Origin of the sequence: Klebsiella sp. K-Nf6, assembly GCF_002806655.1 — a bacterium.
In the GTDB taxonomy this organism is placed as follows: domain Bacteria; phylum Pseudomonadota; class Gammaproteobacteria; order Enterobacterales; family Enterobacteriaceae; genus Klebsiella; species Klebsiella variicola.
This window is the reverse complement of record NZ_PIBN01000008.1, coordinates 91,218-108,873: the sequence shown is the minus strand read 5'-3', so window position 1 is coordinate 108,873 and position 17,656 is coordinate 91,218. Positions and strand designations below refer to the sequence as shown.

12 protein-coding genes are annotated in these 17,656 nt (G+C 56.1%); 4 read left to right on the top strand and 8 right to left on the bottom strand.

The annotated features are described in order from the left end of the window. Positions 1-36 precede the first annotated feature (36 nt). Positions 37-1,251 (bottom strand): diaminopropionate ammonia-lyase, encoded by a 1,215-nt coding sequence (gene dpaL / locus CWM61_RS15165; protein WP_227521382.1) that lies wholly within the window; start codon positions 1,249-1,251, stop codon positions 37-39. Between the two features lie 369 nt (positions 1,252-1,620). Here dpaL and CWM61_RS15160 point away from each other — a divergent pair, with 369 nt between their 5' ends. The 4 genes from CWM61_RS15160 (at position 1,621) to CWM61_RS15145 (ending at position 6,708) form a co-directional block, all read left to right on the top strand. After that, on the top strand, positions 1,621-2,082 hold the full coding sequence (locus CWM61_RS15160; protein WP_074386408.1) for an Lrp/AsnC family transcriptional regulator: 462 nt from the start codon (positions 1,621-1,623) through the stop codon (positions 2,080-2,082). A gap of 176 nt (positions 2,083-2,258) precedes the next feature. After that, entirely contained in the window at positions 2,259-3,659 is a 1,401-nt protein-coding gene (gene asnS / locus CWM61_RS15155; protein ID WP_039103039.1) for an asparagine--tRNA ligase, read from the top strand. Between the two features lie 591 nt (positions 3,660-4,250). Next, a complete protein-coding gene (gene ompK35 / locus CWM61_RS15150; protein WP_077268408.1) occupies positions 4,251-5,330 on the top strand; it encodes a porin OmpK35 in 1,080 nt (359 codons plus the stop codon). Positions 5,331-5,517: 187 nt separating this feature from the next. Next, positions 5,518-6,708 carry an amino acid aminotransferase gene (locus CWM61_RS15145; protein ID WP_061155169.1) on the top strand — a complete coding sequence of 397 codons (1,191 nt, stop codon included), beginning with the start codon at positions 5,518-5,520 and terminating at the stop codon, positions 6,706-6,708. 76 nt (positions 6,709-6,784) lie between these two features. Here the strand turns inward: CWM61_RS15145 and CWM61_RS15140 are convergent, their stop codons facing one another. The 7 genes from CWM61_RS15140 to cmoM all read right to left on the bottom strand — a co-directional run bounded on the left by CWM61_RS15140 (position 6,785) and on the right by cmoM (position 17,547). Next, positions 6,785-7,432 carry an MBL fold metallo-hydrolase gene (locus CWM61_RS15140; RefSeq protein ID WP_061155170.1) on the bottom strand — a complete coding sequence of 216 codons (648 nt, stop codon included), beginning with the start codon at positions 7,430-7,432 and terminating at the stop codon, positions 6,785-6,787. Between the two features lie 13 nt (positions 7,433-7,445). Next, positions 7,446-7,997, bottom strand: a complete 552-nt coding sequence (locus CWM61_RS15135; RefSeq protein WP_061156391.1) for a YcbK family protein — start codon at positions 7,995-7,997, stop codon at positions 7,446-7,448. A gap of 303 nt (positions 7,998-8,300) precedes the next feature. Next, complete coding sequence (gene ldtD / locus CWM61_RS15125; protein ID WP_100631483.1) at positions 8,301-10,094, bottom strand: L,D-transpeptidase; 1,794 nt, start codon at positions 10,092-10,094, stop codon at positions 8,301-8,303. 200 nt (positions 10,095-10,294) lie between these two features. Continuing rightward, positions 10,295-14,743 carry a chromosome partition protein MukB gene (gene mukB / locus CWM61_RS15120; protein WP_100631482.1) on the bottom strand — a complete coding sequence of 1,483 codons (4,449 nt, stop codon included), beginning with the start codon at positions 14,741-14,743 and terminating at the stop codon, positions 10,295-10,297. Continuing rightward, on the bottom strand, positions 14,743-15,447 hold the full coding sequence (gene mukE, locus CWM61_RS15115) for a chromosome partition protein MukE (RefSeq protein ID WP_100631481.1): 705 nt from the start codon (positions 15,445-15,447) through the stop codon (positions 14,743-14,745). The genes mukB and mukE overlap by 1 nt, the downstream gene beginning before the upstream one ends. Next, positions 15,428-16,750 carry a chromosome partition protein MukF gene (gene mukF / locus CWM61_RS15110; protein ID WP_008805866.1) on the bottom strand — a complete coding sequence of 441 codons (1,323 nt, stop codon included), beginning with the start codon at positions 16,748-16,750 and terminating at the stop codon, positions 15,428-15,430. Before mukF ends, mukE begins: the two co-directional genes overlap by 20 nt. Next, positions 16,747-17,547, bottom strand: a complete 801-nt coding sequence (gene cmoM, locus CWM61_RS15105; RefSeq protein ID WP_016160569.1) for a tRNA uridine 5-oxyacetic acid(34) methyltransferase CmoM — start codon at positions 17,545-17,547, stop codon at positions 16,747-16,749. Before cmoM ends, mukF begins: the two co-directional genes overlap by 4 nt. Positions 17,548-17,656 lie beyond the last annotated feature (109 nt).

Sequence of the window (17,656 nt, the reverse complement as noted above, 5' to 3'; positions counted from 1 at the left end):
TAGGTAAGATGACCCTCTTGTTATTGCCGATGGCGATTAGCCATTACGGCCAAACCAGACGATGTCTTCATAGACATCCGGGGACGTATCTCCTTCAGTGCTGATTAACAGGACCTGCGCATCAGCATTCAGCCGCAGCGCTTCGGCAAGTTCGCGGTATTCCGGCTGGGTCATCAGCGCATAAAGCACTCCCGCGCCGATGGCGCCGGATTCGCCGGAGATAAAGGGTTCATCGGTACCTGGCCGCGGCGCGGCCAGCAGGCGCATGCCGTTAGCGGCAAGACAATCATCGGCAGAGATAAAACAACGGGCATGGTCACGCAGCATCGGCCAACTGGTGATATTGGGTTCGCCGCAAGCAAGGCCGGCCATTAACGTCGCCATGTTGCCGCCGACGCTGTGCGGTTGCCCGTCATTGATGGTTGCCGAACGGTACAGGCAGTTCGCTTTATGCGGTTCAAGGATCACTATCGTCGGCGCATTCTGCTGCATCTTCTCAACGAAATACCCCATAATGCTGCCGGCAAAAGAGCCGACGCCGGCTTGTAAAAACAGATGCGTAGGCATCCTGGCGCCGCTTTGCGCCAACTGCTGCCAGGTTTCAACGGCGAGCGTCATATAACCTTGCATGATCCAGGTAGGGATCTGTTCATAGCCCTGCCAGGCGGTGTCCTGCAGCAGTACCCACCCCTGCTCTTTGGCGGTTTTATCCGCCAGACGGACGGTATCGTCATAATTGAGTTCGGTTATTGTGCACTCAGCGCCATGCTGGCGAATATTCTGTGCGCGGACCGGCGAGGAACCTTTAGGCATATAAACAACCGCCCGTAGCCCAAGCTGCTCCGCCGCCCACGCCACGCCGCGGCCGTGGTTGCCATCGGTGGCGGTGACAAACACAATATCTTTAATACGGGCTTTAATTTCTGGTGAATTAAGATCGCTAAAGCTCAAAGTATTAATATCGCGCCCAAGCTGTTCAGCGAGATATTTTCCCATCGCATAAGAACCGCCTAATCCTTTAAAGGCGTTAAGGCCGAAACGCTGCGCTTCATCCTTTATATGCAACGATCCCAGCCCGAGACGCTGGCTTAAATAATCCAACTTGCGCAGCGGCGTTACCCGATAGGCGGGGAATTTTTGATGGAATGCCAGCACTTCGTCGCCAACGCTTTCATTGAGCAGACTGAGGTCCGCCCCCTGTTCATACGGCAGATGCCGGGCGTTGAGTTGATATTTAATCGTGTCCGTCATAAATAAACCTTTTATCCATATCGTCGTACGACGATGAATTAATCAACGACCAGCCCGGCCAAATAAAGGGCGCAGGGATCCGCGCGGCCAATAAAGAGATGGTCGAATAAATCGATGTATACCCGTCATACTTCAAGTTGCATGTGTGTTGGCTTTCTGCAACTCGAATTATTTAGGCTATAGAAATAACGTCAGTGGTTTTCTGTAGCGATTTCACGCTTTACCACTGTCTGAGATGGTACACTGCCGCCGATGGTTAAATGGCGCAAAATTGCCCATAACTTCGCAATTTTCACTCTGATTCACCTCTTTCACGCAACAAAGTTGCATGCGTGAGGCCGATCACAGGTATTTAGGGCGACAAAGATAATGAAACTGGATAGTTGGGATAAAAAAATTCTCACCCTGCTACAGCGCAACAATCGCCTGTCGCAGCGGGAAATCGCCGATCGCGTCAGTCTTTCCGCCTCGGCGGTCAACCGGCGAATTGCCACGCTGGAAGAAGCTGGCATCATTAAAGGCAGCGTGAGCGTGGTTGATGCCAGTAAAGTGGGCCGTCCAACCACTATCATGGTGCAGGTTACGATCGAGAATGAACGCCTTGACCTACTTGAAGAGGATAAACAGCGGTTTGTCAGTTGCCCGCAGGTGCAGCAGGTTTATTACGTCACCGGCGACTTCGATTTTCTGTTGGTGATCAACGTCCGCGATATGGCGGAATACGAAGCCCTGACCCGTGAGCTCTTCTTTGCCTCGGGGAATATCAAATCCTTCCGCACCATCGTATCGATGCAAAACGCGAAGCAGGAAATGACGGTCATTATCGAATAATTCGCGTAAAAGAGGTAAACGGAAGGTAAAGAACGGCCCCGCGGCTAATTTATTTCCGAAATCCTCCCTCCCATGTGCGAATTCTGCTTGTCTGATGGAAGATGACAGGTAACATAGATATCCCCCCGCTGAAGGGGGAAACAGAATTTTTTATTGGACTACAAAGAGAGACTATTATGAGCGTTGTGCCTGTAGCCGACGTACTCCAGGGCCGCGTTGCCGTTGACAGCGAAGTCACGGTCCGCGGATGGGTGCGTACCCGCCGAGATTCTAAAGCTGGCTTTTCATTCCTCGCCGTCTATGACGGTTCCTGCTTTGATCCTGTACAGGCCGTTATTAATAATTCTCTGCCCAATTACAATCAGGAAGTGCTGCGTCTGACCACCGGTTGCTCGGTGATTGTCACCGGTAAAGTCGTGGCTTCCCAGGGTCAGGGTCAAAGCTTTGAGATCCAGGCGACCAGCGTGGAAGTGACCGGCTGGGTGGAAGACCCGGACACCTACCCGATGGCGGCCAAGCGCCACAGCATCGAGTATCTGCGTGAAGTGGCGCACCTGCGTCCGCGCACCAACCTGATTGGTGCGGTAGCTCGCGTGCGTCATACCCTGGCGCAGGCGCTGCACCGTTTCTTCGACGAACAGGGCTTCTTCTGGGTTTCCACCCCGCTGATCACCGCTTCCGATACCGAAGGCGCCGGCGAAATGTTCCGCGTGTCGACGCTGGATCTGGAAAACCTGCCGCGTAACGACCAGGGCAAAGTCGACTTCGATAAAGACTTCTTCGGTAAGGAGTCGTTCCTGACCGTATCCGGCCAGCTGAACGGCGAGACCTACGCCTGTGCGCTGTCGAAAATTTACACCTTCGGCCCGACCTTCCGTGCCGAAAACTCCAACACCAGCCGTCACCTGGCGGAGTTCTGGATGCTGGAGCCGGAAGTCGCCTTCGCCAACCTGAATGATGTTGCAGGTCTGGCAGAAGCGATGCTCAAGTACGTCTTCAAGGCAGTACTGGAAGAGCGTGCGGATGATATGCAGTTCTTCGCCGAGCGCGTAGACAAAGACGCTATCGACCGTCTGCAGCGTTTCGTCTCCGCTGACTTTGCCCAGGTGGATTACACCGATGCCGTCACTATTCTGGAAAACTGCGGCAAGCAGTTTGAGAACCCGGTTTACTGGGGCGTGGATCTCTCCTCCGAGCACGAACGTTATCTGGCCGAAGAGCACTTCAAAGCACCGGTCGTGGTGAAAAACTACCCGAAAGACATTAAGGCGTTCTACATGCGCCTTAACGAAGACGGTAAAACCGTCGCGGCAATGGATGTCCTGGCGCCGGGCATCGGTGAGATCATCGGTGGTTCCCAGCGTGAAGAACGTCTCGACGTGCTGGACGCACGTATGGCAGAGATGGGGCTCAACAAAGAAGACTACTGGTGGTATCGCGACCTGCGCCGCTACGGCACCGTGCCACACTCCGGCTTTGGTCTGGGCTTCGAACGTCTGATTGCCTACGTAACCGGCGTGCAGAACGTCCGCGATGTCATTCCGTTCCCGCGAACCCCGCGCAACGCGACATTCTAAATTTTTCGGTTATAAACCTCAGAGGCCAGCGCAAGCTGGCCTTTTTTTATGTCAATTACTGTTAGCAAAATTCAACAAACTTAAACATCAAGGCCTGGAAATCACATTTATGTTACGCACTGTTTCGGTGCATGCCAGTGACGCAGATCGCACTTTATGTTCATAAGAACGCAAAACCACTGATAAATCTGCTCATTTTTTAACCACTCGCCGCACGTCTTGCAAAGACAGGAGCTGAATAAAAAGAAGGCGAATTCAACACACAAAATGAACGAATTACCGCTTATCCAAATTAATCATAAATAATTCATATAGATAGATAAGCAATGGCGTTTTGCCTTATCAGGTGGAACGGAATTTTGATTAAGTTCACAAAGTTCCCTAAAATACACATTTAGTTACATGATTTTTCGTTTTGTTACTCATATGAGATATTAGTAGCATTTTCCGGCTAGCGAAACGTTGTCGCGGATGGAAAGATGCCTTCAGACACCAAACTCTCATCAATGGTTCTGTAAGTTTTTATTGACAGAACTTATTGACGGCAGTGGCACGTGTTCATATAAAAAATATTAATGAGGGTAATAAATAATGATGAAGCGCAATATTCTGGCAGTGGTGATCCCTGCCCTGCTGGTAGCCGGTGCAGCCAACGCTGCAGAAATCTATAACAAAAACGGCAACAAACTGGACTTCTACGGGAAAATGGTCGGCGAGCACGTCTGGACCACCAATGGTAACACCAGCAGCGACGATACCACCTATGCCCGTATCGGCCTGAAAGGCGAAACTCAGATCAACGATCAGCTGACCGGTTACGGCCAGTGGGAATACAACATGGATGCGTCCAACGTTGAAGGTTCCCAGCCGACGAAAACCCGTCTGGCGTTCGCGGGTCTGAAAGCGGGCGAATACGGTTCATTCGACTACGGCCGTAACTACGGCGCGATCTACGATGTCGAAGCAGCAACCGATATGCTGGTTGAATGGGGCGGCGACGGCTGGAACTACACCGACAACTACATGACCGGCCGTACCAACGGCGTGGCAACCTACCGTAACTCTGACTTCTTCGGTCTGGTTGACGGCCTGAGCTTCGCGCTGCAGTACCAGGGTAAAAACGACCACGACCGTGCGGTTCGCAAGCAGAATGGCGACGGCTTCAGCACCGCGGCCACCTACGCGTTCGACAACGGTATCGCGCTGTCTGCAGGCTACTCCGGCTCCAACCGTAGCGTCGATCAGAAAGCTGACGGCAATGGCGACAAAGCCGAAGCCTGGGCAACCTCTGCAAAATATGACGCCAACAACGTCTACGCGGCAGTCATGTACTCCCAGACCTACAACATGACTCCGGAAGAAGATAACCACTTCGCGGGCAAAACTCAGAACTTTGAAGCTGTCGTACAGTATCAGTTCGACTTCGGCCTGCGTCCGTCCATCGGCTACGTGCAGACCAAAGGTAAAGACCTGCAGTCGCGTGCTGGCTTCTCCGGCGGCGATGCGGATCTGGTTAAATACATCGAAGTGGGTACCTGGTACTACTTCAACAAGAACATGAACGTTTATGCTGCGTATAAATTCAACCAGCTGAGCGACAACGATTACACCAAAGCGGCTGGCGTAGCGACCGACGACCAGGCGGCCGTGGGTATCGTTTACCAGTTCTAATCTGCAGTACACCCCTTCGTGATATGCCTTCAAAGCAGGACTTCGGTCCTGCTTTTCTGTATTCGTGAGGCAAAGATCGTATCTTTCGAAAACCTTCTCGCTTTTTGTCGCAAACGGTTGGCAATTCGTTATTCTCCCGTTAACCTGATAGCGGATTTCCCTTCAGTAATCACAATGGAACCTCGTCATGTTTGAGAACATTACCGCCGCCCCAGCCGACCCGATTTTAGGTCTGGCCGATCTGTTTCGTGCCGATGACCGCCCTGAAAAAATTAACCTCGGAATTGGTGTTTACAAGGATGAAACCGGTAAAACACCCGTTCTGACCAGCGTCAAAAAAGCAGAGCAGTACCTGCTGGAAAATGAAACGACTAAAAACTATTTGGGCATCGATGGTATTCCTGAATTTGGTCGCTGCACCCAGGAGCTGCTGTTCGGTAAAGGCAATGCGATTATCGCTGATAAACGCGCCCGTACTGCGCAGACCCCAGGCGGTACTGGCGCTCTGCGTGTCGCGGCTGACTTCCTCGCCAAAAACACCGACGTAAAACGCGTTTGGGTGAGCAACCCAAGCTGGCCGAACCATAAAAGCGTGTTTAACTCTGCCGGCCTGGAAGTGCGCGAATATACCTACTACGACGCCGCTAACCATGCGCTGGACTTTGATGGTTTGCTGGCCAGCCTGAACGAAGCGCAGGCAGGCGACGTGGTGCTGTTCCACGGCTGCTGCCACAACCCGACCGGTATCGATCCGACGCTCGACCAGTGGCAGCAGCTGGCGCAGCTGTCAGTGGAAAAAGGCTGGCTCCCGCTGTTTGATTTCGCCTACCAGGGCTTCGCCCGCGGTCTGGAAGAAGATGCTGAAGGGCTGCGCGCCTTTGCTGCGCTGCACAAAGAGTTGCTGGTCGCCAGCTCCTACTCGAAAAACTTTGGCCTGTACAACGAGCGCGTCGGCGCCTGCACGCTGGTCGCCGCCGATCAGGAGACCGTGGACCGCGCGTTCAGTCAGATGAAATCGGTGATCCGCGCCAACTACTCCAACCCGCCTGCGCATGGCGCCTCTGTGGTCGCCACTATTCTGAGCAACGATGCGCTGCGTGCGATCTGGGAACAGGAACTGACCGATATGCGCCAGCGCATCCAGCGTATGCGCCTGCTGTTCGTCAACACCCTGCAGGAGAAAGGCGCGAGTCGCGACTTCAGCTTTATCAGCAAGCAGAACGGCATGTTCTCGTTCAGCGGGCTGAGCAAAGAGCAGGTGCTGCGTCTGCGCGAAGAGTTCGCCATTTATGCGGTTGCTTCCGGACGTATCAACGTGGCCGGGATGACGCCCGACAATATGGCGCCGCTGTGCGAAGCCATCGTCGCGGTACTGTAAGCGACAGAGTGCGCTAAGCGAGATAAAAGAAAAAGGCCGCGAATGCGGCCTTTTTTATGTGTTCGCGTCATGTCTGTCACCAGACCGGCATCTCATCCTGCAGGAACGGGTTGTTACGGCGTTCCTCACCCAGCGTCGACAGTGGACCATGGCCGGGAATAAAGGTCACGTCATCGCCCAGCGGCAACAGCTTATCTTTAATGGCCGCAATCAGCTGTCCATGGTCGCCGCGTGGAAAATCGCTGCGCCCCACCCCGCCTTTAAAAATCACGTCCCCGGAAATGAGCAATCGGGAGGCGTCATCAAAGAAGACCACGTGACCCGGCGTATGGCCCGGACAGTGGAACACCTGCAACGCCACATTCCCTACATTGACCACATCGCCTTCATTGAGCCAGCGATCCGGACGCAGCGGCTGGCAATCCTCCAGGCCGAACATCCGGCTTTGCGCCGGTAATCCTTCCAGCCAGAACTCATCTTCTTTTTCCGGACCAATAACCGGTACGCCATAATGCTGCGCCAGTTCCGCAGCGGCGCCGACGTGATCGAGATGGCCATGCGTCAGCAGGATCTGCATCAGCGTGACGCCCGCCTCCGCCACCACCGCTTTGATACGTTCAGCATCGCCGCCAGGATCGACCAGCGCTGCCAGCCGGGTTTGTTCGCACCAGATAAGAGAACAGTTCTGCGCGAACGCGGTAACCGGAATAATACGATAGTTCATGACGCTCCTTTCGTTACCAGTGCCTTACCGGACCGGTATCAATATGCACAAAGTTACTACGTGGGTAATATCCTACACCACCTGCGCGCATAGATAACGCCGCTTTGCGTATATTGCTTAACGAAATGCCTTCAATATGGAAATCCATTGCCTGCCCCTTGGTGTGATAGCTGTGTTTCGCTACACCACGGCTTCGTGCGCGAAGCTCATCGTTGGTATCGAGGGAACGATAACCAGAAATAAGCTGGACAGGTTTGTTGGTGCCAAGCAATCCCTGCAACCGATAAAGATGATCGAACAGACTTGGGTCGATGGACTTAATTTTATTCGCGCGGTAATCACGGAAAAAATGATTAAGTCTTGCTAATTCATCCTGAATATAGCCTCTGCCATCGAAAAACTCCGCCTTGAGCGATTCACCGGTATGCAGGTTATTCAGCGTCAAAATACGCGGACGGGGGGTCGAGAGGGTGGCAAATGCCGGCGCAGGGAGAATGGCGGCAGCACCCAGCGCAGCACCACCCAACGCCAGCAATCTGCGGCGATTAGCGTCAAATTTGTCCATGATAATCAGGTCTACAGTCAATGAATCGTTATATACTTTTTCCGCATCGCACGAGGCTAACCGCCAGCTCGCCATCGCTCGCCACAACCGTGATACAGCCCGGCAAAGGAGAGCGTTCGCGCTGGCCGCGCTACGCATTGAGCGGAATTATATGTATATGCACTTCTGGCGCACGAAAGGCACCTTACCGGGCATTATTGCCAACGTCAAGGCAGCCTCACCCCAGGAAAATCGGGCGCTGCAGAGGAGCAGCGCCCTTTTTTACCCAGTGCTAGGACAACAAAATCCATTGAACTACTTCATTTACCTGATTAATTGTTCAGCTTTCGTCAGAATTTGTGCACTGGATCGCGCGGTAAGATCATAATTGTAAATATCTGTTCGATATTGTGTACGTCCATCAGCGTCCACAAAAGCCGTTAAGTAATATAAATTCACCGGTATATTTTGCCGAATATTGACATAGCGCGTATCCCCTTGCTTCAGGGCATCGGAAATACGCGTGTCGTTCCAGCCCGCATCCTGCAGCAGCATATTGGCCAGCTCCGAGGCCTTATTGACGCGTACGCAGCCGGAGCTGAGCGCACGAACATCTTTCTGGAACAGATTATGGTTTGGCGTATCGTGCAGATAGATAGCATCCGAACTCGGCATATTAAACTTGTAGCGGCCCAGTGAGTTACGCGCCCCCGGCGCCTGCTGAAAACGGAACGGTAAATTATTCTCGGTGATGGTCGACCAGTCGACCCGGTAAGGATCAATCGACTCTTTACTGTTCCAGCCGCGCATCATGGTGTAGCCATGTTGTTCCAGATAGCCTGGGTTATTCCGCACCTTCGGCAGGATATCTTTGCGCGCCAGCGTCGGCGGCACATTCCACGGCGGATTGACCACCACGTTATTCAACGCGCTGCTCATCATCGGCGTTTTGCGGTCCGGACGCCCCACGATCACCCGCGAGGCCAGCACCTGGCTGCCATCCTGGTAATAGACCAGCGAGAAAGCGGGAATATTCACCATAATGCCGGTCGAGAGTTTGCCCGGCAGCAGGCGTAAACGCTGAATATTCAGGGCCAGCACCCCCGCACGCTGCGCGGAGGAGACGTTGAGCCAGTCGCGGGTGGACTGGCCAATGACGCCATCCGCCCCCAGCCCCTGCATGGCCTGGAAGCGCTTCACGCCCTCCACCAGCTGGCGATCGTACACGCCGCGGGCCGCAGCCGATTTGCTCTTTTTCTTCGCCGACGGGCTGACCACATCGCCGGGCAGAACGATATCGGCCGTATTTTCCAGCATCCCGGTACGCTGGAGGATCTCACGCAGGGCACCGATATCATTGCTCCATTCACCGGGGCGCAGCGAGCCGCTGCCGGTTAGCTGCGGCCACGGGCGAGAATCAGCCACCAGCGCCAGCAGCGACTGGTGCATGGTTTCATACTGTGGATGATGCGGTGCCAGGTCGGCGATAAACGCCGGCAGGGAACCATTGTCCAGCGCCAGCTGCCACTGGTTAATTACCGACAGCGGTGGGGTCGCCATTTTGTACGGTGTCGAACCGTACAACCAGCGAGTGCCCTGGGTGGGGATACCACTGATAAAATGCAGGTAGCCCATCATGGCATCCGACAACACCACATCGCGCGCCATGCCGCTGACAGCGGGATCGGTCAGCAAGCTGACCCAGGTGGTAAACTGCGGCTGAAAACCGGCGATAGCGATTTCCGCCAGCTGCTGCTGGAACGCCTGCACCGCCTCGCGGTTTTCCCACATCGGTTTCATATCCCTGGCGGCGTACAGCGATACCAGCGGATTCATAAAGACAGGTTTGTACCCTGCCGGCAACAGCGCTTCGATCTGGGCGCGACTGTTCGCCGCGGCCTCCATCGACAACGGCTGCTCACCGGCTAGCTTCGCGACCGCCGGCGATTGCCCATCGCTTTGCGTCAGCGCGACGGAAAGCTCTCCAGGTGTAGCGGAGCTATCACCGGGTACGACTTCAGGCTCTGCGGCCTGGACATTGAACAGCGGAGCAAATGCCAGTGCCAGGCTCAGGCTGAGCGCTGACAATGGACGACCATACCGTTTCTTTAGCAACATCCCTTGCCCCCTGTTGTCACACATTGCCGCCCACAAATTAGTGGGCTTTATCACAGTATATAAAGACGAAAAGGCTTTTGCCTTACCTAATGTAAAGAAGCTTAAAGATTATACCACCCAGGCATACCAGGCTGGATAGCAAAAAGGGCAACTTAACGTTGCCCTTTTCACCGCTTACGCACCAGGATTTAGCCGCAGCCTCAGGAGGCGTCGGCAGTCCCCGGCAGGGCTTCCGGCACCGGCGCGGCAAAACCGCGCAACCCGACCACGTGCACATGTTCATGATTATTGAACACTTTACGCACCAGTTTATAGGTGGTGCCTTTTTCCGGACTGATGTTCTCTGGCGCCGCGATAATCAGCTGCATCTCCAGACGTTCGCACAGTTCGAACAGTGTGGCGATGGAGCGGGCATCGAGACGCGCCGCTTCATCGAGGAACAGCAGACGACATGGCGAGATGTCCTTGCCGCGCAGACGACGGGATTCATCTTCCCAGCTCTGCACCACCATCACCAGAATCGACATCCCGGTACCGATCGCTTCCCCGGTTGACAGCGCGCCGGACTCCGCGCGCAGCCAGCCGTCGGAGCCACGGTTAACTTCCACTTCCATCTCCAGATAGTTGCGGTAGTCGAGCAGCTCCTCGCCGATGGTTTGCGGCGTACGTTGCCCCATATCAATCTGCGGATTCAGGCGCTGATACAGTTTCGCCAGCGCTTCCGAGAAGGTCAGGCGATTACTGTTAAACAGATCCTGATGCTGCTCATGCTGTTCGGAGAGTACATCAAGCAGCGTCGAGTGGGTTTCGCGCACGTTGACGTTCAGACGCACGCTGTTAACCTGGCCGAACGAGACGCTCTGCAGCCCCTGGTTGAGCATCCGGATACGGTTCTGCTCACGCTGAATGGTTTTGCGAATAATGTTCGCCACGCTGCGGGAACTGATCGCCAGCTTCTGTTCGCGGTTGGTCAGCTCTTCGGTCAGACGACTGAGCTCGATCTCCATCTGCTCGATCGCTTCCACCGGGTCATCGGTACGAATAATATCCTGACGGATACGCTCGCGCAGATGCTGATAGACGGCGACGAAAAACTGGATTTTGCGCTCCGGACGTTTCGGATCTTCCGAAATACGCAGCACGTCACGCAGGTGCTCGTTATCGGAAACCGCCAGACGCAGCGCGCCCAGCGCCTTATCCGACATCGAACGCAGTTCGTCGGCAGAGAGATAAGCCAGCTCGCGGCGGTGCAGACGACGTTCCACGCCGTTGTCTTTCACCAGACGCATCACCGCACACCAGCCCGCCTTGGCGCTGACGACCTGCTCACGCATTTCGCAGTAATCACGCTCCAGCTTGCGCAGTTTACGGGTCAGGTTGTCCATTTCCGCTTCGCAGAAGGTCAACGCTTTCTCCAGCTGATTGCGGCGGGAGCGGTTGTTGCTCAGCTGCATGTGCAGCTCGTCACGACGCGCACGCGCACGCTCTTCCGCCCCGGCGTCGGCGCGCACGCCGATATCCTGCAGCTCTTTATACAGATCGTTGAGCAGCTCTTTTTTGGTGTCATACGAGCTCTTCAGCGACGCCAGCACCTGGTTGTACTGGTTCAACTGCGCAACATGGCTTCGCATCGCTTCGCGCGCGCGGCTACGCTCGGACTCCGCGTGTTGCAGACGCTGGCGCAGCTTCTCGTTGAGATCGCTGTTGCCACTGAGCATCTCCGCCGAATCGGAGTAGCTGAAGTGGGCCCGGCGCTGCACGACTTCCGCCAGCGCGAAGGCCTGCTGACGCGCATCGCGCTGGGTTTGCTGCGCATAGGCGTAATCTTCTTTCAGCTGCTCAAACTGCTCCGGATCGCTCTGCAACACCGAGACGATCGGCTCCAGCTTCGCCAGCTGATTGCCATGCTGCTGAATAAAGCGCGCCGCCTCCTGCGCTTCATCCAGACGTTCCTGGATCTCGTCCACACGGTCGGCCAGCGTATCATCCGCCAGCAGGTTCAGGCGCGGCAGCAGGCGGTTGAGCGCAGAAACGCCCTCTTTCGCCTGCTCATACTGCACGCGGTTCTGTTGGTTATCGCTCTCATGGGCGTTCAGCGCACGCTCCAGCTCGCCGCGGCGGCTGTTCAGTTTGCGGATCTCTTCTTCCGGATCGTCCTCGAAAGCGACCGCCAGATGGCTGCCAATGAAGCGGCTGAAAGCCTGGTGCAGACGCTGGGTTTTCTGCACGTCGAACGACAGGGTTGCGAAACGCTCGGAGAGGCTCTCACGCTCAGCATGCAGCGTTTCGATGCGGTTTTCGCGCGCCGCGCGACCAAACAGCGGCAGCGTTGGGAAACGTGAATAACGCCACTGGCGGTCGGCAATCTTCACCACCACCGCTTTTTCCAGCTCGTCGACGCTAAATACGCTGTCGTCGAAGGACTGCGGATCGCCTTCGATCAGATACAGATCTTCCGGACAATCTTCCAACCCTTCGAGCTGCTCCGCCACCTGCGACAGATCCGGCACCACGATCGCATGGCGCGACGGGCCATACAGCGCGGAGAAGTACGGCGCATCTTCGAGGCTAACGTCGTCATAAATTTCCGACAACAGGACGCCGCCAAAGCGCTCCGCCAGCGCGTTCAGACGCGGGTCTTCAGAGCCGCCCGGCTGACTGAGACGCTCGATTTCTTCGTCGATGGCCCGCTTGCGGGCGCCGACCTCGTCACGTTCAACGATAGCCTCACGCTCACGCTCCAGCAGCTGCTGCAGGTACTCGGTGACCTCCTGGCCGGACTCAAACTGTTCGCCGCTCTGCTCGCACAGCTGGTTGAGGCTGTTCTGCGCCGCCAGCCAGATCGGCGCCCGACGCATCAGCGTCTGGGTGCGCGACTGCAATTGCTCCAGCTCCTGACGCAGGGTCATGCGCTGTTCCTGAGCGTCAGAGACGCTGTCGGCCAGCGACGCGATGCGCGCTTCCAGCTCCTGATGCAGCGTTTCCAGATCGTCGATATCGTAGCGTTTGCCCTGGCGTTTGCAGAACTCAGCCAGCTGACGCTCGGCGTCCTGCTGCTCGCGCAGACGCTGCTCCAGCTCGTTGAGACGGCTGCGCAGCCCCTGCGCCTGCTCGGCCTGATGGCGCTGGTTAACGCCGTCGCGCAGCAATTCGCGCGCCACGTCCCAGGCTTCATTACGCGCCAGCGGGCCGTTAATCGCCGCCACCAGTTGGTACGCCTGTTCGAACTGGCTGTGCGCGGTTTGCGCCACGCTCATTTTCTGTTCCAGCGACAGCATTTTCTCCGTCGCTTCCTGCTCTTTCGCCTGGAAGGTTTCCAGCCACTCGTCGGCGCTCTCTGGCGTCAGATCCGGCAGATGGCACAGCGCCTTCGCGCGCTCCAGCGCCTGCAGCGCCTGGTTATACTGAATGGCACGGGTCTGCTGGACGTCGAGCGCCTGCTGATAGTCGGCGAGCTGGTTTTTCAGCTCATCCACTTCCAGCTCGGCGGCTTCGGCGCGGGCTTCGTTCTCTTCCTGCTGGTCGGCGGCTTCCGCCACCACTTCATTCTGCTCTTCCAGACGGATCTGCAGCTCGTCGAGATCCGCTTCGTAGCGCTCAATTTTTTCCTGCTGACGCAGAGCGGTCTGCACCAGGTTCAGGTGATCGCTGGCGGCCTGGTAATCGGCTTCCAGATCGCCTTCCGCGCCGTTGTGCTCCTGCAGCTCACGCGCCATCTCGACGTGCTTATACTGCTCGGCCGCCAGTTGCGAACGCGAGGTAAAGAGATCGCGACGATACTCCAGCGCCTTATCCAGGTGAATGCGCCGCTCGTTGGCGTGACGCATATAGTCCGCCGCCACGTAGTTGGTGGCTTCGCTGATCAGGTGTTTAAACAGATCGCGGTCGGACTGGGTAACGCGAATGGCTTCCAGCGTCATGCGGTTTTCCCGCAGCGCCGCTTCCATATCCTGGAACGCTTTACGCACGCCACTGTTTTCCGGCAGCAGGTAATCGCGCAGCGAGCGGGTAATGGTGCTGGAGATCCCGCCGTACAGCGAGGCCTCAATCAGGCGGTAGTATTTGCTACGATCGGAGGCGGAACGCAGACGACGCGCCACCACGCCCAGATCGAACATCAACGAGTGATATTCGGTGATCGAGTTGAACTGCTTGAACTGAACCCCTTCCATCGCCTCGAGCTTGTCTTTCAGCTCATTGAGGCTTACCACGCGCGCCTGACGATCGTTGAGCGTCTCGGTCAACAGCTGGGTCGGTTGGATCGAGGTGGGCAGCCCCTGGATGGCAAATGGCTTAATATCGACTTTACGGTCGCGCCCGGCGACCTGCTGCAGACGTACGCCAACCACCACGCGCTGGTGGCGCGAGTTGATCACGTCGAGCACCGAGTAACAGACGCCGGCGCGCAGTTTACCGTGCAGGCCTTTATCGCGCGAACCGCTGGTGGCGCCCGCTTCGGTGGTGTTACGGAAGTGCAACAGGGTTAAATCCGGGATCAGCGCCGTGACGAAAGCCGCCATGGTCGTGGACTTACCCGCGCCGTTCCCCCCGGAGAGGGTGGTCACCAGTTCATCAAGATCAAAGGTCCGGGCAAAGAAACCGTTCCAGTTAACCAGCGTTAGCGAGCGAAACTTACCGCGTTCAATCATTACTCGTCCTCCCCGCTATCCGGCTGGTTTTCTTCATTCTCATCATTGAGCTGCAGGTGATTTTCCAGAGCCATCGCTTCCCCGTCGCGGATCAGGCGGCGCTGCGCCTCGCGCGGGTCGTCGCCGGCGCGCACATCGGCGCCAAAGCGGAATACCGATTCGGTAATGCGAAACTTGCTGCTGTCATGGCCCATAAACCACACCATCCCCAGGCGGCGCAGGCGGTTAAGCGACGCGCGCATTTTTTCCTGCAGCTTCTGGCGGTCCAGATCCGAACCGGTGGAACGGTTGTTCACCAGCTTCAGCAGCTTGGCTTCATCCGCCAGGGTCAGCAGTTCGTCATAGAGTTCCTGCTGGGTGAAAATCCCTTCGTTTGCCAGACGCTCCGGGCTGAGGTAGAGATAGCAAAGAATTTTGCCCACCATCATATCCAGCTCCGACAGCACCGAGCGCGAAATCAGCGTGGTGGACCGCGGGCGCAGGTAGAAGAACCCTTCCGGCGCGCGGATCAACTCGACGTTATAGCGAGCGTAAAACTCTTCCAGATAATCCTGGAAATCCATCAAAAATGCGTGATTATCCAGCTCGTCGAGACCGATATGACGGCCCGCGCGCAGGGCGCTGTCCAGCGCCGGAAATAACGGATTGGCCAACGCCTGCGCCAGCTTAACCGGCATCACTTGTTCAATATTTGTCAATGACATGCGCCTGTACCTTGGCTCCGTAATCATTAATCGGCTGCCATTTTGCCGGCAGTCCGGTGAAATCTGCCTGGGCGACGCCCAGCTGTACCGCCTGATCCACGACGATCCGCGCCACGTCGAAGTGACGCCCGCGCGGATACTGCGCCAGGAACTCCCGCGCCACCAGGCCGAGGTCCAGCGGTATTCCCTTCTCTTTATAGACCGCCAGTTGCGCTTCAATTAGCGCCGCCAGCTGCTCGCGAATTTCGTTAAACTCTTCAAATTCGAGATCCGCCGGCAGTTCGCCGGTGACCTCTTCATCGCGCAGCGCCATCTCTTCATCGCGCATATCCAGCAGACGGTCGGCGTTGGCGTAAGTCAGCGCCCACGGCTCATCAAAATAGGTCTGTACCGACTGGCGCAGACGCTGGGCGAAGACGCGGTTCTTATCCATATCGATAGCGGTACGGATAAACTTGTGCACGTGGCGGTCGTAGCCGATCCACAGGTCAATCGCCTGTTGACCCCAGCTGACGATGCGATCGAGCTTGCTTTGCAGGTCGAATACCAGCCGGTCGACAAAATGCAAATCGTCGCGCGCCATGGTCGAATCCTGGATGCGCAGCAGATTCGCCTGCAGTTTATCCCCCGCCGCATCCAGCGTATCCTGCAGTTCACGCAGCGTGCCAGAGGTTTCCGACAGCAGCAGTTCACAGCTGGAAATCGCCGCGCGCCAGTCTTTATTTAACAGCTGCGCGATATCGTCTTTCACCAGCTGCTGCTGCTCATCCATAATGCGCTGCGTCAGGTCGATGCTGTCGAAAATTTCCGCCACGGAATATTTCAGCGGAGCGAAAACGTTGCGATGCCAGTGGAACTCATCCCCGCCCTCTTCTGCGGCATCCGCCGCGCGCTTCAGCTCGCCGGCGACGATCGACAGTTGCATCGAGAGACGCAGCGTCGAGAATTCACGCTGACGGATATAGTAATCGGTGATCCCGATCCCCAACGGCGTCAGGCGATAGATCGCATTGCCTTCGGTAATTTCGCTGGTAAAGCGGTTCAGCAGACGCTGGCGCACCAAATCGTTGATCGCATTATTGGCGCGCTGGCTGATGGTTTCGCTGGTCTGCTCAAACGCATCACTGACGTGGCGGAACGCATCCACCAGTTCTCCCTCGCTCATTTCCCCTTCCAGCCGTTCGCCGTTCAGCGTGGCGACCGCCAGCAGAAAAGAGAGTCTGTCGACCGGCAGCGAGATAGAAAAATCATTTTTCCTGGCCCAGGCAACCAGTTCGGGGACTGTCTGGGAAAATTCACTCATACTTTATCCTTGCATCTGCGGCTATGAGCCTGGCTCTTAAGCGCGGTGACATGAATATAACGGCCCAGGCTGAGATACGGCTCCTGACGACAGTAGCGCGTTTCCAGCTCCAGCAGTGCCGCATAGCTGTCATGCTGTTGGCGTTTTTCACGCAGATAATCATGAAACACCCGCACGCCGGTTTTGCTGACAATCTGCCAGCCAATCTCTTCCAGCCAGTGATAAACCTGCTGCGGCTCACGCGGATAATCCGGCGACAGCGTGCGTTTTTTCTTTTTTGGCATGCCCAATTGTACGTAATCGAAATTACCGGCCACCATATTGTGCATCAGCAGGCCGTTAGCATTGTAGAACATCAACGACAGCCCACCGCCAGGACGCAGCGTCGACCACAGCGTACGCAGCACCTCCTGGGGCTCCGCCACCCACTCCAGTACCGCATGAAACAGTACCAGATCGACCGGGCTTTCCAAATGCTGCGCAATATCCTGAGCCGCGCATTGTACAAAATGCATGTTGTCGATCACACCTTTATCGACGGCCGCCTGGCGGGCGCGCGCCACCATTTCAGCAGAGAGATCGCACAGCGTCACGTGATGGCCCAGTTGCGCCACTTTGATGGCCGTTTGCCCTTCGCCGCCGCCGGCATCCAGCACCCTCAGCGGTCCCGGCCCCAGCTGCGCCAGCAGCGGTTCCAGATCCTGCCAAAGGATCGCCTGGCGCAGCTGACCTTTTGTGGTGCCGTAAATATTGCGCGAAAACTTTTCAGCAATGTCATCGAAATTGCGATCCTGCACGGGCGACTCCACAAGCCAACACAAAACCGCTATTTTGTCATACCCACGCCGAGAATGAAGCGATCTGTTATAAGATCCGAACATAACTTTGGTTATATGGTTAAAAAAG